Below are 20,567 nucleotides of genomic sequence, written 5' to 3'. Positions count from 1 at the left end.
AAAAGTAATACACACTTTTTTCTGTGGATTGTTTATCCACAAATTCCTTTTTTTATCCCCAGAATTTTGTGGATAATTCTTTTGTTTTTTTTATTTTTATAGATTGACAAAAGGTAAGAGAAGTCGTTATACTACTAAAGTATGTCTATGTATAGTAAACAATGGAGGTGGAATAAATGAAAAGAACTTATCAACCAAATAAACGTAAACGTCAGAAAGTTCATGGTTTCCGCAAACGTATGAGCACTAAAAACGGTCGCCGCGTATTGGCAAGCCGTCGTCGTAAAGGAAGAAAAGTACTTTCTGCTTAAGCCACTGTCGGTTCAGTGGTTTTTTTATTTGTTCAAGTTGATTAAGGAAAGATTTTGTGTTTTTTAAGTTAGTAAAAATTAGATGAATCCTCAAATTGAAATATGGTATTATTGATAAGTATAGTTTAAAAGGAATGAAGGAAACTAAATGAAAAAAGCATACCGTGTCAAAAAGGAGAAGGATTTTCAAAAGGTGTTTCAAGAAGGTACTTCTTTTGCGAACCGTAAGTTTGTTGTTTATCGTTTAGAACCTTCTGGACAGGATCATTTTCGTGTTGGTATTTCTGTGGGGAAGAAAATAGGAAATGCGGTGGCCCGAAATCGAGTAAAACGTCTGATTCGTGCGGTTTTGCAGGAGTCGAGTCTTCAAATCGATGATCGGATCGATTTTATTGTAATTGCGCGTCCTGCTGTAAAAGGGCTTACCTATGAAGAAGTACGTTCTAATCTGACACATGTTTTAAAATTAGCAAAAATAATCAATTAGGAAGGAAATATAATGAAGTGAAGAAATACAATCGAATAATTGCGATGGCAGGATTGTTAAGTTTGGTCTTCTTGTTGTCAGCCTGTGGTACTGGAGATGTAGATGCAAATAGTACCGGCATTTGGAGTCGCTACATTATTTATTACTTTGGAGAGGCAATCAAAGCGTTATCTTTCGGGAATGTTGGGATCGGGATTATTTTGTTTACTATTATTATCCGAGTTATCTTGATGCCCCTGATGCACTTCCAAACGAAGAGTATGCGCAAGACGCAGGATTTGCAGCCGCAAATTAAAGCGTTGCAGCAAAAGTATTCTTCCCGCGACCAAGAAACACAAGCAAAGCTGCAAGCGGAAACAAAGAAACTTTATGCGGAAAACAATGTAAATCCTTATGCAGGATGCTTGCCATTGTTAGTGCAGATGCCGGTAATGATTGCTTTATATCAATCGATCTTAAGAATACCTGCATTGAGACAAGGTCATTTTATGTGGTTGGATCTCAGTTCTCCTGATCCGTACTTTATTTTACCGATCTTAGCCGCCATTTTTACCTTTGCAAGTACGTATCTGTCAAGCATGAGTCAATTGGAATCAAATCCATCGACAAAAATTATGAACTTTGCAATGCCAGTGATGATTTTTGTGATGGGGATGAATTTAGCGAGTGGGTTGTCTCTTTATTGGACGATCTCTAACGCTTTCCAAGTTGTTCAAACATTATTACTAAATAATCCATTTAAAATCAGAAAAGAAAGAGAAGAAGCGGCTCGAATTGCTCGTGAGAGAGCTCGAGCATTAGAGAAAGCGAAGCGACCTAAAAAGAAACGTAAAAAATAATCGGAAAATCTATTTTAGCTGAAAATTTGGTAGACGAATAAGAGTAAGGGGGTACATGTATGCCTGTTTATGAAGGACTAACGATTGAAGAAGCAACGGCTCGAGGCTTAAACGCTTTAGGATTGACCAAAAAAGAAGTTGACATTACTGTCATTAGTGAAGGAAAAAAAGGATTTCTCGGTATTGGTAAGAAAAATGCTGAAGTTTCAATAGAACCAACGGTCAAACAAGAAATTAATGAGTCTGTAGAAGAGACTGTAAATGAGGTCATTGAAACAACTGAACCCGAAATGCCTAGTATTGAAAAAAAGATAACGACACAAGAATTATCGGAATTAGATGATGAAGAGGCTCTAAAGGAACTGGCTATCTACTTGACAACGATCACGAAAGAAATGGGTGTTCCAGCGTTGGTGAAAGTAGAGCATACAGAGACAGGACTGACCGTAATGCATTTAGAGACTAGTAAACAAGGAATGCTGATCGGAAAACACGGAAAAATACTGAACGCGTTGCAATATTTAGCTCAAGTTTTTGTTCACCGAGTGGCCAAAAATAAACTTTCTGTTGTCGTGAATGTTGGAAATTATCGTCAAAAGCGCGAGGAAGTCTTAGCCCGTCTAGCCAAACGGACGGCTGAAAAGGTTAAAGAAACGGGACGACCTGTTTTCTTAGAACCAATGCCTGCATTTGAGCGCAAGATGATCCACTCTGTTCTGAGCGAAGATGACTATATCAAAACTCATTCTGAAGGAGAAGATCCTTATCGATATTTAGTCGTCGAGCCCGCAAAAAAATACTTCTAGAGAGGCTGCATCCTTTGCGATGCGGTCTTTTTTTGATTCAGTGAGAATGTCTTTTTTAAAGAGTTAAACAGGATAGATTTTCGTAATACTCTTAAGAAAAGCGTCGTAAAAAAAATTTGGTACGTCCACATTGGAGAAATTTATTATCATAGATTGACAAAGTTTCTCAAAGCAAGTATATTGTGTTAGAAATCATTCTTATCAAAGTATACGACAAAGTTGTTCCTGCTTTGAGGGAACCCTCGTACCAGCGGGGGTTTTTTAAACTAAAAATCAAATAAAAAATTTGATAGAAAAGCAGTCAAAGTGCTAGATCTATCCCTTTAACAAGGGGTGGAGTGGGCACTTTTTTTGCGTGATTTAAGAAGAATTTGTTCACTATGTAGAAGAATATTAATAGAAGCAAGAAAATATAGGAGGAATTAGTTCGTGGCTGAAATTTTAGAATTTGATACGATCGCTGCAATATCAACTCCGCCTGGGGAGGGTGCAATCAGCATTGTTCGTCTTAGCGGCGACCAAGCTGTATACATTGCTGACAGAGTTTTTAAAAGCGGAAAAAAGAAATTAGAAAATGTAGATAGTCATACAATTCATTACGGTCATATTTTCGACCCGAAGAGTCAACAGCTGGTCGATGAAGTGATGGTCAGTGTGATGCGGGCTCCTAAAACATTTACGAGAGAAGACATTGTGGAAATCAATTGTCACGGTGGCATCGTGGTGGTGAATGAACTATTGCAACTGATGTTGCGCGAGGGTGCCCGATTGGCTGAGCCAGGTGAATTTACTAAACGCGCGTTCTTAAATGGAAGAGTCGATTTATCTCAAGCAGAGGCTGTGATGGATTTAATCCGTGCTAAAACGGACAAAGCAATGAATATTGCGATCAGCCAATTAGACGGAAATTTATCCCATTTGATCCGTGCGTTAAGACAGGAGATCTTGGAGACGTTAGCACAAGTGGAGGTTAATATTGACTATCCCGAATACGACGATGTCGAAGAACTCACGACCCAATTATTACTTGAAAAAGCAAGTTATGTTGAGAACCAAATCAATGCGCTGCTTTTGAACGCGAAGCAAGGAAAAATCTTGAGGGAAGGGTTAAGTACGGCGATCATAGGCAGACCCAATGTTGGAAAATCAAGCTTATTAAACTACCTGCTGCACGAAGAAAAAGCGATCGTTACAGATATTGCCGGAACAACTCGAGATGTTATCGAAGAATATGTAAATGTTCGCGGGGTGCCTCTAAAGTTGATCGACACTGCTGGCATTCGTGAAACAGAAGATGTTGTCGAAAAAATTGGTGTCGAACGAAGTCGAAAAGCATTAGGTGAAGCGGACTTGGTTTTGCTTGTTTTGAATCAAAGCGAAGCGTTGACACCAGAAGATCGAGAACTTCTAGTGGCTACTCGAGAACTAAAACGAATCGTTTTATTAAACAAAACGGATCTTCCCTCAAGAATAGGTAGTGAAGAATTAACGGAGTTGGTAAATGATTCTGAAATTCTGGCTGTTTCCGTGGTTGAAAAGGACGGGCTAGATCAATTAGAAGAAGCCATTGCTGAATTGTTTTTTGGCGGAAAAACCAATGAGAAAGATGCAACATATGTTTCAAACACACGGCACATTGCTTTGTTAGATAAGGCTTCTCAATCTTTAAAAGAAGTACAAGTAGGAATCGAAACTGGTATGCCAGTAGATCTTGTGCAGATTGATATGACCCGCTGTTGGGATTACCTAGGTGAAATCGTAGGAGACAGCGTACAGGATGAACTAATCACACAACTATTCAGCCAATTTTGTTTAGGTAAATAAGGAGAGATACTATGGAATATCAAGCAGGAGCATACGACGTTATTGTAGTAGGTGCCGGACATGCAGGTTCTGAAGCAGCTCTAGCAGCTGCTAGAATGGGTTCCAAAACATTACTAATCACCATCAATCTTGATATGGTTGCATTTATGCCATGTAATCCTTCAATTGGCGGGCCCGCCAAAGGAGTGGTTGTCCGAGAAATTGATGCATTAGGCGGAGAAATGGGCAGAAATATTGATAAGACGTATATTCAAATGCGAATGCTTAATACAGGGAAGGGACCTGCTGTCCGCGCATTGCGCGCGCAAGCGGACAAACACGCCTATGCTGAGGAAATGAAGCATACTATCGAAAAAGAAGAAAACTTGACTTTGAAACAAGGAGTAGTCGATCGTCTGATTGTGGAAAATGGGGTTTGTCGGGGAGTAGTAACCTCCACTGGTGCAGCCTATCAAGCCAAATCGGTGATTATCACTGCTGGTACAGCCTTGCGCGGAGAAATTATTATCGGAGAATTGAAATACTCTTCAGGTCCTAATAATTCCCAACCATCAATCAAATTATCAGACCACCTAAAAGAGTTAGGTTTTGAGATTCATCGCTTTAAAACTGGAACGCCGCCAAGAGTCAAATCAGGTTCGATTGATTACAGCAAGACAGAAATTCAGCCAGGTGACGAGGAACCTAATCATTTTAGTTATCAAACACCGGACAAAGATTATAATCAGGAGCAGATTCCTTGCTGGCTAACCTATACCAATCCACGCAGTCATGAAATTATCCGCAATAATTTGCATCGGGCACCGATGTTCACAGGAATCGTCGACGGTGTCGGTGCTCGTTACTGCCCATCGATCGAGGATAAAATTGTTCGATTTGCTGATAAAGATCGCCATCAATTGTTCCTAGAACCTGAAGGGTTGCACACAGAAGAGGTTTATGTACAAGGACTATCAACTTCTTTACCTGAAGATGTACAAAACGACGTGCTGCATTCTATTGATGGATTAGAAAATGTAGAGATGATGCGAACTGGATATGCAATTGAGTATGACATGGTTGCGCCACACCAGCTGCGTCCAACATTAGAGACTAAAGTAATAGAAAATTTGTATACCGCTGGACAAACCAATGGTACAAGCGGCTATGAAGAAGCGGCGGGTCAAGGATTGATTGCTGGAATTAATGCTGCCTTGAAAAATCAAGGAAAAGAACCGTTCATCATGAAACGCAGTGATGGATATATTGGTGTGATGATCGATGATTTGGTTACCAAAGGAACAAATGAACCTTACCGATTATTGACTTCACGTGCGGAATATCGGTTGATTTTACGTCATGATAATGCTGATCTGCGCTTAACAGAGTATGGTCGTCGAATTGGACTGGTGGAGGAAGAGCAATACCAAAGATATCTTGTGAAGAAGGCTAACGTGGAGGAAGAAATCCGCCGTTTACAAACGATTCGAATCAAACCAACTGAAGATGTTCAAACTTTTCTAACCAAAAAAAATAGTGCAAAGTTAAAAGATGGGGTTTTGGCCGCAGATTTTTTAAAACGTCCTGAAATCAGTTACCAAGAGTTGATACAATTTATTCCAGTAAATGATCAATTGTCTACTAAAGAAGTAGAACAAGTTGAGATTCAAATTAAATATGAAGGATACATTAAAAAAGCGATGGAAAAAGTAGAAAAGTTGAAACGCTTGGAAGCTAAACGAATTCCCGAACGAATAGATTACGACGCGATCAATGGACTTGCTACCGAAGCCCGTCAAAAACTGAAAAAAATTCAGCCGGAAACGATTGCACAAGCAAGTAGAATCAGCGGTGTAAATCCTGCAGATATAAGCATTTTAATGGTTTATGTGGAACAAGGGAAGATTGCAAAGGTGAATGAAAAGGCAGTGCAATAAAACTGCAAGAGGTAAGAAATGTTTCATGTGAAACACTTTTAGAGAAAAACGAGCCAGAATGAATATTTATTCATTCTGGCTCGTTTCATCAATTTTCATTAAACAATAAATCTTTAATGTACTCTACAGGCATATCTTCGTCAGTAAACATCTTAAAGGCTGCAGCACCTTGATAAAGCATCATTCCTAAACCATTGATTGCTTTTTTGGCACCATGCTCCTTAGCGAATTTTAGAAGTTTGGTCTCTCTTGGAGAGTAAACGACATCAAATACGACAAGGTCTGAACGAATCATACTTGGGTCTTCAATTAAACTAACATCTTCCAGAGGTTTCATACCTGCACCTGTTGCATCAATATAAATCGAACTTTCAGCGATTGATTGTTTGAACGCCTCTTGATTACTTAAGTCAGTTGCGGTCGCTTTACAATCGGTGTTTTCGTTGATTTTTTTTGCTGTTTCTTGAGCATTTTCCAATAATCCGTCATTGATGTTGAAAATCCGAATTTCTTTCGCACCATCAAACGCCGCTTGAACAGCAACGGCAGTTCCGGCACCGCCAGCACCGGTCAGAGTAATAATCGCATCTTTTACATTGACACCCTCATCTCTTAATGCTTCCATAGCACCGATACCATCTGTATTATATCCAATTAAGTGCCCTTTGGCATCCTTATTTGTTACGGTATTCACTGCGCCAATTAGTTGCGCTTCTGGAGATACTTCGTCAAGATACTTAATAATTTCTTGCTTGTTAGGCATTGAAACATTTGATCCGCGGAGCCCCAAGGCGCGAATCCCCTGAACGGCATCTGCCAGCTGCTCGTTTTCAACTTCAAAAGCCAGATAAGCATAATCTAAACCTAGCTTTGCAAAAGCTTCGTTGTGCATTGTTGGAGACATACTGTGTCGGATCGGATAAGCCATTAAACCAATGAGCAGCGTGTGACCTGTCAAACGTTCGGTCATAAATAAAAACCTCACTTTTCTTTTTTATTGTTACCACTTACACAATCATTTTACGTGAGAGAGCGGATGAACACTAATGTTTTTTTTGAATACATTAGATAAAGCTCGTTTATCAAACGAAACGCGATAGAATGTGAAGTTAAAACTTTCTTTATACAGGTTGTGAAACTCAACCAAAGCATTGCAAGAAAGGAAGTTTTGCGTTAAAGTAGAGGTTAGTCTGTGAAACATTTTTTCTGTTTCACAAAATGAGAGGACTAGCTATGAAACCAGAAGAATTTCAAGCATCGCTAAAGAAGCGGGGCATTACTCTAGACGAGACTCAAATGGAACAATTTGCATCGTATTATCGTCTTCTCGTAGAATGGAACCAGAAGATGAATCTGACAGCAATTACCGAGCAAAAGGAAGTATATCTGAAGCATTTCTATGATTCCTTGACTTTGGCATTTTCAGCAGATTTTCAAACGAGTGGTTCGTTGTGCGATGTTGGTGCAGGTGCGGGATTTCCGAGTGTTCCGTTAAAGATTGCTTTTCCTGATTTAGAGATCACGATCGTTGACTCTTTGAATAAACGGATTCTTTTTTTAAACCACTTGACCGAAGAATTAGGGTTAAAAAAGGTATCATTGTTTCATGATCGAGCAGAGACCTTTGGAAAAAGAAAAGAGATTCGTGAGACGTTCGATTTTGTGACAGCTAGAGCCGTGGCGCGGTTAAATGTATTGGCAGAACTTTGTTTACCGTTGGTGAACAAACAGGGCTATTTTTTTGCAATGAAAGCGGCAAAAAGCGAAGAAGAACTGGTAGAGGCCCGTTCGGCAATCGCATTGCTTGGTGGCAAATTAATTGCGGAACAAGATGTTTCATTGCCGAAAGACGGTGGCAGTCGCTATATCGTAACGATCCAAAAGAAAAAGGAAACGCCAAAAAAATATCCGCGAAAACCAGGAACACCAAATAAGCAGCCAATCAAATAGCAAAATGAGCAACTACGAAAAGGTATAAAGAAATTATAAAATAAAAAAAGCTATCTCTAAGTATCAGTCAGGAGGAAAAACATGGCACGGATTATTTCTGTTGCAAATCAAAAAGGCGGTGTTGGGAAAACAACAACCACCGTCAATTTAGGCGCGTGCTTAGCATTTATCGGGAAAAAGGTATTGTTGATCGATAGTGACGCTCAAGGAAATGCAACGAGCGGATTAGGTATTCGCAAACCCGATGTGGAACAAGATATTTATGATGTTTTGGTTAATGAGACGCCAATCAAAGAAACGATCTTGCAAACGGAGAGAGAAAATTTATCCATCGTTCCGGCCACTTTGCAATTAGCAGGAGCGGAAATTGAATTGACCTCAATGATGGCACGCGAATCACGCTTAAAAGGGGCTCTAAATGAAGTTTACGACGATTATGATTTTATTTTAATCGACTGTCCGCCTTCGTTAGGGCATTTGACGATCAATGCGTTTACTGCCAGTCACGCCATTTTGATTCCGGTTCAATGTGAATATTATGCATTGGAAGGTTTAAGTCAGTTGTTAAATACAGTGCGTTTAGTACAGAAACACTTTAATCCAGATCTGGAGATCGAAGGAGTGTTATTGACGATGTATGATGCACGAACCAATCTTGGTGCTGAAGTAGTGGAGGAGGTTCGCCGCTATTTCCAAGAAAAGGTTTACGATACGATCATTCCAAGAAATGTTCGACTGTCTGAAGCACCGAGTCATGGTAAACCCATCATAGATTATGACCCGCGATCAAAAGGTGCAGAAGTTTATCAAGCCCTTGCAAAGGAAGTGTTAGCTCGTGAGCAAAAATAAAGGATTGGGTCGAGGCATCGACGCATTGTTCCAGGATTTGTCTGGAATTGAAGAGGTAGATATCAAAAACGATCAAGTAATCGAAATTTCGTTGAGTGAACTACGTCCAAACCCTTACCAGCCAAGAAAATCATTTGATGAGACTTCTTTACAAGAATTGGCTAATTCAATCGAACAATCAGGCGTATTTCAACCTATCATTGTTCGCAAATCAACAGTAAAAGGGTACGAATTAATTGCTGGCGAACGTCGTTTTAGAGCATCAAAGTTGGCTGGAAAAGAAACGATTCCTGCAATTGTGCGTGAATTCGACGAAGAAGCAATGATGCAGATTGCTGTGTTGGAAAATTTGCAGCGAGAGGATTTGAATCCACTGGAGGAAGCGGAAGCTTACGAAATGTTGATGAAAAACTTGAAGTTGACTCAAGCAGATGTTGCAGCTCGTCTGGGAAAAAGCCGCCCTTACATTGCTAATTATTTGCGTTTGTTGACATTGCCTAAGCTGGTCAAAGAAATGGTTCAGGATGAACGTTTGTCTATGGGACAGGCTAGAACATTATTAGGATTAAAGAAAAAAGATCAAATTTTAAAGTTAGCCAATCGTGCAGTGAAAGAAAGCTTAACTGTCCGTCAATTAGAACAGATCGTTACAGAGTACAATGAAGGCAAGGGAAAAGAGAAGAAAAAGGTTCCGCGTTTGTCGAAAGAAAAGCCATACTATCTGCGTGAGAGTGAAGATCGATTAATGGATAAATTTGGAACAAGTGTTGAGATTGTCGAAAAAGACGGCAAGGGAAAAATTGAGATCGAATACTTGTCTCCAGACGATTTGACCAGAATTTTAGATATCCTGAGTATTCACTTTGATGAGTCGTAAAAGCATTCATCACTTCATGCTGCGGACACCTTGAGGATCTAAGAGTTATAAATGGCCTATTGAACATACTGTTGCAGCAATTTAGATTCATTAGTACGAAAAGGAGAGGTTAAGATGTACGATCTAGGGGATGTCGTAGAGATGAAAAAGCCCCATGCATGTCAAACCAATCGCTGGGAAATCGTGCGCATGGGTGCGGATATCAAAATAAAATGTGAAAATTGCGGACATGTTGTTATGATGACACGTCGCGAATTTGAAAAGAAAATGAAAAAAATCCTTGAAAAGAAAGAGATGAAGTAAATCATGGCTTTAACAGCCGGAATTGTTGGATTGCCCAACGTAGGAAAATCCACTTTGTTTAATGCAATCACTAAAGCAGGTGCCGAGGCGGCAAACTATCCTTTTGCTACGATCGATCCAAATGTTGGGATGGTAGAAGTACCTGACTGGCGTTTAGATCGTTTAACAGAATTAGTAAAACCGAAAAAGACGGTTCCAACTACCTTTGAGTTTACAGACATTGCTGGAATAGTAAAAGGTGCCAGTAAAGGTGAAGGATTGGGCAATCAATTCTTGAGTCACATTCGTCAAGTTGATGCGATTTGTCATGTGGTTCGCTGTTTCGACGATGAAAATATTACGCACGTTGAAGGACGTGTCGATCCATTAGAAGATATTGAGACAATCAACTTAGAATTGGTCTTAGCGGATTTAGACTCTGTGACAAAACGGTATGCTCGGGTAGCAAAAGTAGCCAAAACCAAGGAAAAAAATGCAGTGGCTGAATTAGCTGTCTTAGACAAACTAAAACCTGTATTGGAAGAGGGCAGATCAGCTCGTACGATCGATTTTTCGGAAGAAGAACAAAAAATCGTCAAAGGCTTATTCTTACTAACCAATAAGCCAGTTTTGTATGTGGCCAACGTAGATGAAGAAACTGTAGCGGATCCGGACAATAATCCTTATGTACAAGTGGTTCGTAACTTCGCTGCTTCAGAAAATTCACAAGTCATTGTAATCAGTGCGGAAGCAGAGGAACAAATTGCTGAATTAGATGATGAGGACAAAAACGAGTTTCTTGAAGCAATGGGTGTGGAAGAATCAGGATTAGATCAGCTGATTCGTACAGCTTATGATCTGTTAGGACTGGCTACGTATTTTACAGCGGGGGAACAAGAGGTTCGTGCGTGGACCTTCCGGAAGGGAATGAAAGCACCTCAGGCAGCCGGAATCATTCATACGGACTTTGAACGTGGTTTTATTCGTGCAGAAACAGTTTCCTTTGAAGATTTAGATAAATATGGCAATATGCATGCCGCAAAAGAGGCTGGACGCGTTCGTCTAGAAGGCAAGGAGTACCTTGTTCAAGACGGCGACGTCATGCTATTCCGCTTCAACGTGTAAGCGAGGCGAAAGGGGAAGAATAATGGAACCAGAAAAATTGCAGACACTGACAGCGGAAAATAGACAGATAGAAACGCAGTTGACGAAACGCAATGAGCAATATATCTTTGATTTGAAAAAATCGATGGAGGCAGCTAATCTTTCGGAGGAAGAGCGAGAAACGGCTTTACATGAAATGTTGACAACATTAGTATCCGAACAAAAAAGCGGTAAAACTGCTCGGCAGTTATATGGAACTGTTTCTGAACGGTTAGACGCAATTGTCAATAAACCCGAAGAAAAACCAATTTCTACTAGACCTAGTTTGATGATTTTGGACAATTTTATGTTCTTGTTTGGGATTTTAACGTTGGTCACTGGCGGAATGGCTTTGTTCGTTTCACGTGGAACACAAGTGGCAACTTACGGATTAACTGCGTTGCTTGTTGCTTCAGGCCTAGGTGCGGTGATTTTCTATATGATGTATCTGCTCATTTATCAATATGAATATCCGGGAGCGGATAAATCGAAAAAACCAAAAACCTGGAAAGCAATTCTTGCTTTGGGATCTATGACATTAGCTTGGTTCCTGATTTTCAATGCAGCAATCTTTTTACCAACACAACTGAATCCATTCATTGATCCGTTTGTTTTAGTAACGATTGGTGCAGGCTTTTTAGCTTTGCGCTATTACTTGAAAAAACGTTTCGGAATTATCAGCAGTTTGGCAAGTCCGCGTCAGGTAAGATAAAAGCAGCTGATCCCTTTGATCGTTTGATCAAGGGGATCAGCTGCTTTTATCTAGCGTATTTCTTCTATAACTTTCTTCATACTTTCTTTTTGAAACTCAGCAGTTGCGTGCTGAAGGATAGTTTGTTGTTCATTAAGAGTCAAAGAAGGGTTGTGACTCATCGCATCCTTGAGCTTTTCTTGTGCGAAAGTTTTTTCGGATTCTGCTAGTTGGTTCTTGTTTTCTGCAGTCTTTTGAACTAACTGCTTCGCTTGATCGTTGGAAAGAACAAACCAACCTTCGGCTATGTCGAACGTATTGTCCTCTTCGATCAGCTCGTGATCTTTGCTGGTTAATTTGAACCAAAGCTTTGACATGTCACTTTTATAGACCCAATAAGACTTCTTTTCAATCAGCTGATTGGTTTTCTGATTATTTTTGATATGGTTATGAACATGATCGGTACCTGTTGTTTTGGGTTTCTTTTGATTTTCTGCGGTCTTATATAGATAGATCATTTCTGTACCGTTGCCTAAAGGTTGGTACAATAAAAGATTTGCCTGCTTGTAATCTACGGTAGAAACTAGTGGATTGACCGTTGTTTCGGTCATTTTTTTCATTCCAAAGTGGTAGTGATCATTTGCAATAATAAAACCTAAGCTCACAACAAAAATTGCTGCGAAAAAGATAGATAAAACGGTATGCCAGGCTTTTTTTGCAAAAATATTGGTTACAGCAAAAGCGAGGACACTTAAAATAGTAATCAGAAAAATCATCCTATTTGTTCTCCTTTCCTATTTTTTTGTTGTAAGAAGAAAGTAATAGCAAAACCAACTAAACCAAAAGCGACTGCTGTGAAAAATGCTGCATGGTAACCAGATAACGTAGCGTTTAATGCTTGATTCTTATAGGTTAGCGGTAATGTTTTCAATAAGTCGGATTTTGGCAGATTGCTTTTTGTAACATTGCTTAAAACACTGATCAGGATGGCCGTTCCAATCGAACTGGCTACTTGACGAAAAGTATTGTTTACAGCTGTTCCGTGACTGATCAGATTCATAGGTAAAGCATTCATTCCAGAAGTGGTGACCGGCATCATGACCATTGAGATTCCAAACATTCGCAAAGCATATAAGATAACGATCATAGGTATTGGAGTCTCTTGGGTCAGAAAAGCAAATGGCAAGGTTGCTGCTGTCAAAATCAACATGCCGCTGATAGCTAAACGTTTTGCTCCATGTTTATCAAAAATTGCGCCAGTGATCGGCATCATTGCGCCCATGATCACTGCACCAGGCAAGAGCATCAATCCAGAATGGAAAGCAGACTCGCCACGAATATTTTGGATATACAATGGTAATACCAGCTCTGCACCAACCATGGACATATTGACTACTCCAACTAAGATAGCAGCAATCGTAAACGTCCGAGATTTGAACACGCGCAATTCTAAGAAGGGGTGTTCCAAATGCAATTGGTGCCATACAAATATCCCAATGACAATAATTCCGACAGCTAGGAAACCGAGGACTTTTGGACTTCCCCAACCATCATCGCCGACCGTAGAGAAGCCATACAACAAACTACCAAATCCAATAGTCGACAAGACAGCAGATAAGATGTCTAGACTTGGACTTGAGAGGTTAATGACACTCTTCATTAAAAAGGTTGCCAAAATCAGCACAAAGATAACGATCGGAATAACCATTCCGAACAGATCTCTCCATGTATAATGATCAATAATCCAACCGGAAAGTGTAGGGCCTAAAGCCGGAGCTAAACCGATAACAATACCAGCCATACCCATTGCAGACCCGCGTTTTTCAGGCGGAAAAATCGATAACATAATATTTTGCAGCAAAGGCATCGAAATACCGACACCGGCTGCTTGAATCAGCCGACCAATCAGCAAAACAGAAAAACTAGGAGCAACAAAACAGGTGATCGTTCCAACCAGAAAGATTGTCATAGCAGTTAGGTACAATTTTTTTGAACTAAATTTATTGATCAACCACGCACTAATCGGGATCATGATTCCATTGACTAATAAAAAGCCAGTAGTTAACCATTGAACACTAGAAGCTGAGATGTCAAAAGCTTTCATTAATGTTGGAAAAGCCGTTGTCAGCAGTGTTTGATTTAAAACAGTACAAAAAGTTCCAATCAGCAATACAGCGACTAATAAGGAACGATTGTAGGGTTTTCCGTAAATATCGATCGATTCTTTCACGATCTCACGCCCTTTCTTTTATGAAAATTTTCAGAAATAAAAACATCTGTTTGTAACTTTACTGCTAGTTGGTTTCTTTGTCAACTTACTTGACACTGTTGTTAGCGAAAGTATAATGATAGTGAAATGAGGTGCTTATTAATGAAAAATTCAAGTGTTAAACAATTGTTGGAAAGTGATGAATTAGTTATCGGAATTAGCGAACTAAGTAAAATGACTGGAGTATCACCACGTCAACTTCGTTATTGGGAAGAAAGAAGCTACATTGAATCAATTGCTACAGAAACAAAAGGGAGTCGGCAGTATCGATTGCCTACAGTTTTAAAAGTGGAGATGATCAAATCCCTTTTGGATGAAGGGTATACGCTAACTGCAGCTGTTGAAAGAGCTAAGGAAAAACAAAGAAGCATTCACGAAGCAAAACTGCTGTTAAAGCAAACCATGAAGGAAATTCTGATGATTGGTGATCGCTATATCGTACTGCATCTAGCTGACTTTTCCAACAATGAACAGGCCTATCTAGTAAAGGAATTATTCACTGAGAAAGTACTGATCAAAGTGGGAGACAAAGACATTGATTTAAATGAGCCTGTATTAGAGATGTGGTTTGATCAAAATACTAAAGGTTAGATGAGGAAATGAATGCAAGTTATTGACTTGAGGAAAGGCATCTGTTAGTTTATTCAGTAAAAATAAATCTGAGGAGTGGTTACGAACAATGTCTAATTGGGAAACAAAATTTGCTAAAAAAGGGTTGACCTTCGATGATGTTTTATTGATTCCAGCTGAGAGTCGTGTATTGCCAAATGAAGTGAACATGAGTGTGCAGTTAGCCAAAAACATTACGTTGAATATTCCTTTAATCAGTGCAAGCATGGATACTGTAACAGACAGCAAAATGGCCATTGCCATGGCACGTCAAGGTGGTTTAGGGGTCGTCCATAAAAATATGAGTATTGCAGCCCAAGCAGATGAAGTTCGTAAAGTAAAACGTTCGGAAAGTGGTGTGATCATCGATCCTTTCTTTTTAACGCCTGATCATGAGGTACAAGAGGCTGAGGATTTAATGAGCAGATACCGGATCAGCGGAGTGCCTGTTGTCGATACGTTAGAGAATCGCAAGCTGGTAGGAATCATTACCAACCGTGATATGCGTTTTGTTACAGATTATAAGATGTCTATTGATGATGTTATGACGAAAGAGCATCTGGTGACTGCGCCAATCGGTACTTCTTTAAAGGATGCAGAGAAAATTCTTCAAAAACACAAGATTGAAAAATTACCTATCGTAGATGAAGAAGGTCGTTTGAGCGGCTTGATTACGATCAAAGACATTGAAAAGGTGATCGAGTTCCCGAATGCCGCCAAAGATGAACATGGACGGTTGCTGGTTGCGGCAGCAGTTGGAGTGACAAGTGATACCTTTGAACGTGCGGAAGCATTGCTGGAAGCGGGAGTTGATGCGATTGTAATTGATACTGCGCACGGTCACAGTGCAGGTGTTTTACGAAAAATTGAAGAAATTCGTCAAACCTTTCCTGAAGCAACGTTGATTGCTGGAAACATTGCGACCGCTGAAGGTGCAAAAGCGTTGTATGATGCAGGCGTAGATGTTGTAAAAGTGGGAATTGGACCAGGTTCGATCTGCACAACACGTGTCGTTGCAGGTGTCGGTGTTCCTCAACTGACGGCAATTTATGATGCAGCTTCCGTGGCGCGTCAATATGGAAAAGCAATTATTGCAGATGGCGGAATCAAATACTCTGGAGATATCGTTAAAGCATTAGCAGCCGGTGGGTATGCGGTCATGCTAGGTTCGATGCTGGCGGGTACCGATGAGTCGCCAGGCGAGTTTGAAATTTTCCAAGGTCGTCGTTTTAAAACCTATCGTGGGATGGGCTCGTTGGGTGCAATGGAAAAAGGATCCAGTGACCGTTATTTTCAAAGTGGGGTAAACGAAGCCAACAAATTAGTTCCTGAAGGGATCGAGGGACGGGTAGCTTATAAGGGGAGTGTCGCGGACATTATTTTCCAAATGATCGGCGGATTAAAATCTGGAATGGGGTATATCGGAGCTGCAAACTTAAAAGAGTTGCGTGACAATGCTCAATTTGTTCAGATGAGCGGCAATGGTCTGCGTGAATCACACCCACATGATGTACAAATCACAAAAGAAGCACCTAATTATTCGGTTGAACACTAAAAATGAAATAAAAAGAGCCTCGGATCCCGCAATCCTTGGCTCTTTTTATTTATGGATGAATTCAGAGACAGCAGCCGCGCTGCTCGAATTTGTCCCAGGACTCTATTTGATAACCTTTTGGTTACCCATATATGGTACCAAAACTTTTGGAATTGTGACAGACCCATCTTCATTTTGATAGTTTTCTAAGATCGCAGTTACAGTTCTTCCTACAGCCAAACCAGAACCATTCAAGGTGTGTGCATACTGAACCTTGCCATTTTCATCACGATAGCGGATCATAGCTCGACGTGCTTGAAAATCTTCGCAATTTGAGCAAGAACTAATTTCACGATAGGTATTTTGCGCAGGAACCCAGACTTCAATATCGTAGGTTTTTGCTGCTGAGAATCCCATGTCTCCAGTAGATAGTGTCACTACACGATAAGGCAACTCCAATTTTTGCAAAAGCGTTTCCGCATCTTGAGTCATTTTTTCCAACTCTTCATAGGAATGCTCTTTGTCACTGAATTTGACCATTTCTACCTTATGGAATTGGTGCAGGCGAATCAATCCGCGAGTATCGCGTCCGGCACTGCCGGCTTCCGAACGGAAAGAAGGAGACATTGCTGTAAAATAAATTGGCAGATCTTTACCGTCTAGGATCTCATCTCTATAATAGTTCGTTAATGGTACTTCTGCTGTTGGTATTAATGTTAAGTCTCGTCCTTCAATTTGGAAGACATCTTCCTTAAATTTAGGAAATTGACCTGTTCCAAACATTGAGCTGCTGTTTACTAAATAAGGTGGAATCATTTCCGTATATCCTTGTTCATAAACATGTTCATCTAACATAAAGTTGTATACAGCACGTTCTAAACGAGCACCTAAGCCTTTATAGAAGACGAATCGGCTGCCCGCCACTTTTGCTCCTCGTTCAAAATCTAAGATATCGAGATCCTCAGCAATATCCCAGTGCGGTTTAGGCTCAAAATCAAATTCTCTCGGTGCTCCCCAGCGATGCATTTCTACATTGTCGTCTTCGTCCACACCAATGGGAACAGAGTCATGGGGCAAGTTAGGCAAGGTAGTAGAAATTTCCATCAAGCTTTCGTCGATATCAGCAACTTCGACGTCTAAGTCTTTGATTTTTGTCCCAACCTTTTTCATCTCAGCAATTTTATCATCTGCATTCATTTTCTCACGTTTTAACTTGGCAATTTCACTAGATACGTCGTTGCGGTATTTTTTTAATTCCTCTGCTTTTACTAAACGTTTTCTTCTTTGTTCATCCAATTCCAAAAAGCGATCTAAACTATCGTCCTTCACTCCGCGAGTTGCTAGTTTTTCTTTCACGTCCTCAAAATTATTGCGAATCATTTTTACATCTAACATCGCAAATTCCCCCTTATGTATTAAAATAAAAAACGCCATTTCATCCCATCATGCTTGGGACGAAATGGCGTATCATTTCGCGGTACCACCCGAGTTCAGCAAAAAAGCTGCTCTTGTTAGCAGATATCGGCTGCCGACCGGTTTTTCTTTCAAAAAACACAGCTTGCGAAACTGGATTTCCAAAAATTCGCTTGTTGATTCTCACCAGCCATCAACTCTCTAAAAAAGCGATATTCTTGTACTTGGTTTCCTGTCTTACAGTATTGACATTAGTATAAGAAATTTTATCTGCAAAGTCAACGAGAACCGGCAGAAGAGTCTTTACTAGTGTTTGCTTTTAACGGCAAGTGGATAATGAAAGAGGTCCACTGACGATTGGATTGGGCGTAAATGTAACCCCCATGCAAGTTGACGATATTTTGAGAAATGGCCAAGCCCAAACCTGTTCCGCTGATTTCTTGAGAACGAGATTCGTCGACTCGGTAAAATCGATCAAATAATTGGTCCAGCGACTCTCTTGGAATAGGTGTTCCGTTATTTTTTACGGTTAGAATCGCCTCCGTCCCGGCTTTTTCAATCTTGATCACGATTTGAGTAGCTCCCGTCCCATATTTCAAGGCATTGGTGATCAAATTACTAAATACGCGAACTAACTTCTCAGTGTCTCCATCCATGATCAACGAGCTTTCTGAGGTCTCGACTAAAACTTGCACCCCCTTTTTATCCGCTTCTAATTCAAACTCAGCAGCCAGTTGCTCAACCAGTTGAATCATATCAAAGGAGACCCTGTTTACTGGAACAGAAGGCTGACGAACTTTCGTATATTCAAAGAGATCGTCAACTAGCGATTTCATCTGTTTTGCTTTTGTATAAGCAATGTGGGTATATTTCAGCGCTTCTTCTTGCGTTTGATACTGTCCGTCTTCAATCAGTCCAAGATAACCGATTATCGAAGTTAAGGGAGTGCGGATATCGTGACTGACATTCGTAATTAACTCATCCTTTGATTTTTCAATTTCACGTTCATCTTCAATGGCAGCCACGGTGCTGTCGACCAAACCGTTGATGCTTGCAACAACTTTACTTAAATCACCTCTTAGCTCAAAGGGAATCCGATAATTGTAATTTCCATCCGCAATATAATGCAATTCATTAATGATGTGTCGCAGCTGCATCTGACGGTATCGACGAATCAAACGCCAAAAAACGATCAACGCATCCACAATAAAGAAAAATGGAAAGACGAAATTACGCCCGCTCCAGAAAATATCACTGTCCAGACTGCTGGCAAATATATTTTTTGAGCGGTAAATAGCATCGCTCAAATTAGGCGAATTGTTTAGCATCTGGGAGAGAACCACCATGATGGCTACATTAAGTAGCAGCAAAAGAATCACCGTGACGATTCCTTCTGCAATTAATTCACTGATTTCCTTTGATGTAAGAGTTATCCTTTTTCGCTTCTCAACTCGATTGTTTTGATTATTTTGCATCGATCTTATAACCAACACCCCATACGGTCTGGATCACTTTTTCTCCATCGGTTGCTTCTTCGATTTTATCTCGCAAATGGCTGACATGGACCATTACTGTTTTGGCGGATACGATGCTTTCTTGTTTCCAAACGCGTTCAAAAATTTCGTCCGCGCTAAATACGCGATTTGGATGGCTAGCTAACAGATATAGGATACCAAACTCCAGAGCAGTCAATTGAATCTCTTTCCCGTCTACAGTTTTTACTTCATGAGAATCCTTGTTTATGATCAATGATTGAATCTCTAATACATCCGGCTGGTTTTCTGCAACCTGCATTTGACTTCTTCGCAAAAGCGATTTTACTCGAGCCATTACTTCAAGTGGATTAAACGGTTTTGTTACATAATCATCTGCACCAGCGACTAGTCCTTTGATCTTGTCCATATCTGTTGTTTTTGCAGTTAGCATGATGATCGGAATTTGCGATTCTTTACGCAATTCTTTGACCACTTGCATACCATCCATTACAGGCATCATGATATCTAAGATTAACAAATCAATATCCGAAGAGGTTCTCAGCTTAGTTAAGGCCTCTTTTCCATCGTAAGCTTTGACGACCTCGTATCCTTCATTGTGTAAGTAGATATTTAATAGTTCAACAATTTCTTTATCATCATCTGCAACTAATACCTTCATAAAAAAAACCTCCAATTGTATAGTTAAAGTAACTTTATTCCTATTCTACCAAAGATTTTACAGCAAGGCGAAAATCCGCTTTACGAGTTTATAAAAAAACAAGAATAGAAATGACGAATATTCCCTATCCATAAACGAATATATTTCCCTAATATTTCGGATAAAAACGAACATATTTATCTAGAATTCCGGTTATTTATCGTGTTTGTTTTTTTGTCAAAAAACTTGAAAAAATTGATTGACCACAGATGTCAAAACTGCTATATTAATTGATGTTCGAAAGCGAAAATTAATTTCAATATTTGAACAAATGACTATTGACAGAAGGCGAGTATTCAGTTATTCTATCAAAGTCGCATTCAGACAGTTGATAATTTTGAAAGCTTTTTGAAACAAAAGTAAATAAAGTTATTGACAATCAGTTGTTGAACTGATAAGATGTAAAAGTTGCTGAAACAAAGCAATAGATATGTAGACCTTTGAAAACTGAACGAATAAAACAAACCAAATGTGTAGGGCGCTTCTATTAGTAATAGAAGCAAACAATACAGCAAGCAAATATGCTAGCGAATCAATTTTTAAATTGAGCTGAACAGTCTAAGACTGTTTCAAA

The 20,567-nt window shown here is 39.8% G+C and carries 20 protein-coding genes; 14 read left to right on the top strand and 6 right to left on the bottom strand.

Features of this window, described 5'->3' with window-relative positions:
* Positions 1 to 176: 176 nt before the first annotated feature.
* From rpmH to mnmG, 6 genes are all read left to right on the top strand, one after another.
* Complete coding sequence (gene rpmH, locus NRIC_RS01385) at positions 177 to 311, top strand: 50S ribosomal protein L34 (protein WP_002293121.1); 135 nt, start codon at positions 177 to 179, stop codon at positions 309 to 311.
* A 148-nt stretch (positions 312 to 459) separates the two neighbouring features.
* Positions 460 to 798 carry a ribonuclease P protein component gene (gene rnpA, locus NRIC_RS01380; RefSeq protein ID WP_146620907.1) on the top strand — a complete coding sequence of 113 codons (339 nt, stop codon included), beginning with the start codon at positions 460 to 462 and terminating at the stop codon, positions 796 to 798.
* 17 nt (positions 799 to 815) lie between these two features.
* Complete coding sequence (locus NRIC_RS01375) at positions 816 to 1,637, top strand: YidC/Oxa1 family membrane protein insertase (protein ID WP_146620906.1); 822 nt, start codon at positions 816 to 818, stop codon at positions 1,635 to 1,637.
* A 59-nt stretch (positions 1,638 to 1,696) separates the two neighbouring features.
* Entirely contained in the window at positions 1,697 to 2,443 is a 747-nt protein-coding gene (gene jag / locus NRIC_RS01370) for an RNA-binding cell elongation regulator Jag/EloR (RefSeq protein WP_146620905.1), read from the top strand.
* Positions 2,444 to 2,872: 429 nt separating this feature from the next.
* Positions 2,873 to 4,267: a tRNA uridine-5-carboxymethylaminomethyl(34) synthesis GTPase MnmE gene (mnmE, locus tag NRIC_RS01365; protein ID WP_146620904.1), complete on the top strand. Its 1,395-nt coding sequence runs from the start codon at positions 2,873 to 2,875 to the stop codon at positions 4,265 to 4,267.
* 11 nt (positions 4,268 to 4,278) lie between these two features.
* Entirely contained in the window at positions 4,279 to 6,183 is a 1,905-nt protein-coding gene (mnmG, locus tag NRIC_RS01360) for a tRNA uridine-5-carboxymethylaminomethyl(34) synthesis enzyme MnmG (protein ID WP_146620903.1), read from the top strand.
* Positions 6,184 to 6,271: 88 nt separating this feature from the next.
* On the opposite strand, the gene NRIC_RS01355 is transcribed toward mnmG, so the two are convergent.
* On the bottom strand, positions 6,272 to 7,153 hold the full coding sequence (locus NRIC_RS01355) for a shikimate dehydrogenase (protein ID WP_146620902.1): 882 nt from the start codon (positions 7,151 to 7,153) through the stop codon (positions 6,272 to 6,274).
* A 263-nt stretch (positions 7,154 to 7,416) separates the two neighbouring features.
* Between NRIC_RS01355 and rsmG the strand changes: the two genes are divergently transcribed.
* The 6 genes from rsmG (at position 7,417) to NRIC_RS01330 (ending at position 11,996) form a co-directional block, all read left to right on the top strand.
* Positions 7,417 to 8,133: a 16S rRNA (guanine(527)-N(7))-methyltransferase RsmG gene (gene rsmG, locus NRIC_RS01350; RefSeq protein ID WP_146620901.1), complete on the top strand. Its 717-nt coding sequence runs from the start codon at positions 7,417 to 7,419 to the stop codon at positions 8,131 to 8,133.
* A gap of 81 nt (positions 8,134 to 8,214) precedes the next feature.
* Positions 8,215 to 8,982: a ParA family protein gene (locus tag NRIC_RS01345; RefSeq protein ID WP_146620900.1), complete on the top strand. Its 768-nt coding sequence runs from the start codon at positions 8,215 to 8,217 to the stop codon at positions 8,980 to 8,982.
* Positions 8,969 to 9,859: a ParB/RepB/Spo0J family partition protein gene (locus NRIC_RS01340; protein ID WP_146620899.1), complete on the top strand. Its 891-nt coding sequence runs from the start codon at positions 8,969 to 8,971 to the stop codon at positions 9,857 to 9,859. The genes NRIC_RS01345 and NRIC_RS01340 overlap by 14 nt, the downstream gene beginning before the upstream one ends.
* A 114-nt stretch (positions 9,860 to 9,973) precedes the next feature.
* A complete protein-coding gene (locus tag NRIC_RS19435) occupies positions 9,974 to 10,162 on the top strand; it encodes a DUF951 domain-containing protein (protein WP_227873704.1) in 189 nt (62 codons plus the stop codon).
* Positions 10,163 to 10,165: 3 nt separating this feature from the next.
* On the top strand, positions 10,166 to 11,266 hold the full coding sequence (gene ychF, locus NRIC_RS01335) for a redox-regulated ATPase YchF (protein ID WP_227873703.1): 1,101 nt from the start codon (positions 10,166 to 10,168) through the stop codon (positions 11,264 to 11,266).
* Positions 11,267 to 11,288: 22 nt separating this feature from the next.
* Complete coding sequence (locus tag NRIC_RS01330) at positions 11,289 to 11,996, top strand: DUF1129 domain-containing protein (protein ID WP_146620898.1); 708 nt, start codon at positions 11,289 to 11,291, stop codon at positions 11,994 to 11,996.
* Positions 11,997 to 12,046: 50 nt separating this feature from the next.
* On the opposite strand, the gene NRIC_RS01325 is transcribed toward NRIC_RS01330, so the two are convergent.
* A complete protein-coding gene (locus NRIC_RS01325; protein ID WP_146620897.1) occupies positions 12,047 to 12,751 on the bottom strand; it encodes a DUF4811 domain-containing protein in 705 nt (234 codons plus the stop codon).
* On the bottom strand, positions 12,748 to 14,205 hold the full coding sequence (locus NRIC_RS01320) for an MDR family MFS transporter (protein ID WP_227873702.1): 1,458 nt from the start codon (positions 14,203 to 14,205) through the stop codon (positions 12,748 to 12,750). The genes NRIC_RS01325 and NRIC_RS01320 overlap by 4 nt, the downstream gene beginning before the upstream one ends.
* 141 nt (positions 14,206 to 14,346) lie before the next feature.
* Here NRIC_RS01320 and NRIC_RS01315 point away from each other — a divergent pair, with 141 nt between their 5' ends.
* Both NRIC_RS01315 and guaB read left to right on the top strand, forming a co-directional pair.
* Positions 14,347 to 14,835: a MerR family transcriptional regulator gene (locus NRIC_RS01315; protein ID WP_146620895.1), complete on the top strand. Its 489-nt coding sequence runs from the start codon at positions 14,347 to 14,349 to the stop codon at positions 14,833 to 14,835.
* 88 nt (positions 14,836 to 14,923) lie between these two features.
* On the top strand, positions 14,924 to 16,408 hold the full coding sequence (guaB, locus tag NRIC_RS01310) for an IMP dehydrogenase (protein WP_146620894.1): 1,485 nt from the start codon (positions 14,924 to 14,926) through the stop codon (positions 16,406 to 16,408).
* Between the two features lie 102 nt (positions 16,409 to 16,510).
* Here the strand turns inward: guaB and serS are convergent, their stop codons facing one another.
* The 3 genes from serS to croR all read right to left on the bottom strand — a co-directional run bounded on the left by serS (position 16,511) and on the right by croR (position 19,954).
* Positions 16,511 to 17,782: a serine--tRNA ligase gene (gene serS, locus NRIC_RS01305; protein WP_146620893.1), complete on the bottom strand. Its 1,272-nt coding sequence runs from the start codon at positions 17,780 to 17,782 to the stop codon at positions 16,511 to 16,513.
* A gap of 296 nt (positions 17,783 to 18,078) precedes the next feature.
* Positions 18,079 to 19,275: a sensor histidine kinase gene (locus NRIC_RS01300; protein ID WP_146620892.1), complete on the bottom strand. Its 1,197-nt coding sequence runs from the start codon at positions 19,273 to 19,275 to the stop codon at positions 18,079 to 18,081.
* Positions 19,265 to 19,954, bottom strand: coding sequence for a response regulator transcription factor CroR (gene croR / locus NRIC_RS01295; RefSeq protein ID WP_146620891.1), 690 nt, complete (start codon positions 19,952 to 19,954; stop codon positions 19,265 to 19,267). The genes NRIC_RS01300 and croR overlap by 11 nt, the downstream gene beginning before the upstream one ends.
* Between the last annotated feature and the right edge of the window lie 613 nt (positions 19,955 to 20,567).

Source organism: Enterococcus florum (assembly GCF_004309355.1).
Lineage (GTDB): Bacteria > Bacillota > Bacilli > Lactobacillales > Enterococcaceae > Enterococcus_A > Enterococcus_A florum.
This window is presented reverse-complemented; position numbering and strand designations above follow the sequence as displayed.

Bases quoted from the DNA above. Each gene is read 5' to 3' on its own strand.
- ychF (WP_227873703.1), top strand. From the start codon at position 10,166: ATGGCTTTAACAGCCGGAATTGTTGGATTGCCCAACGTAGGAAAATCC.
- NRIC_RS01315 (WP_146620895.1), top strand. From the start codon at position 14,347: ATGAAAAATTCAAGTGTTAAACAATTGTTGGAAAGTGATGAATTAGTT.
- NRIC_RS01345 (WP_146620900.1), top strand. From the start codon at position 8,215: ATGGCACGGATTATTTCTGTTGCAAATCAAAAAGGCGGTGTTGGGAAA.
- serS (WP_146620893.1), bottom strand. From the start codon at position 17,782: ATGTTAGATGTAAAAATGATTCGCAATAATTTTGAGGACGTGAAAGAA.
- NRIC_RS01355 (WP_146620902.1), bottom strand. From the start codon at position 7,153: ATGACCGAACGTTTGACAGGTCACACGCTGCTCATTGGTTTAATGGCT.
- croR (WP_146620891.1), bottom strand. From the start codon at position 19,954: ATGAAGGTATTAGTTGCAGATGATGATAAAGAAATTGTTGAACTATTA.
- mnmG (WP_146620903.1), top strand. From the start codon at position 4,279: ATGGAATATCAAGCAGGAGCATACGACGTTATTGTAGTAGGTGCCGGA.
- jag (WP_146620905.1), top strand. From the start codon at position 1,697: ATGCCTGTTTATGAAGGACTAACGATTGAAGAAGCAACGGCTCGAGGC.
- NRIC_RS01330 (WP_146620898.1), top strand. From the start codon at position 11,289: ATGGAACCAGAAAAATTGCAGACACTGACAGCGGAAAATAGACAGATA.
- rnpA (WP_146620907.1), top strand. From the start codon at position 460: ATGAAAAAAGCATACCGTGTCAAAAAGGAGAAGGATTTTCAAAAGGTG.
- NRIC_RS01300 (WP_146620892.1), bottom strand. From the start codon at position 19,275: ATGCAAAATAATCAAAACAATCGAGTTGAGAAGCGAAAAAGGATAACT.
- NRIC_RS01325 (WP_146620897.1), bottom strand. From the start codon at position 12,751: ATGATTTTTCTGATTACTATTTTAAGTGTCCTCGCTTTTGCTGTAACC.
- guaB (WP_146620894.1), top strand. From the start codon at position 14,924: ATGTCTAATTGGGAAACAAAATTTGCTAAAAAAGGGTTGACCTTCGAT.
- NRIC_RS19435 (WP_227873704.1), top strand. From the start codon at position 9,974: ATGTACGATCTAGGGGATGTCGTAGAGATGAAAAAGCCCCATGCATGT.
- rsmG (WP_146620901.1), top strand. From the start codon at position 7,417: ATGAAACCAGAAGAATTTCAAGCATCGCTAAAGAAGCGGGGCATTACT.
- rpmH (WP_002293121.1), top strand. From the start codon at position 177: ATGAAAAGAACTTATCAACCAAATAAACGTAAACGTCAGAAAGTTCAT.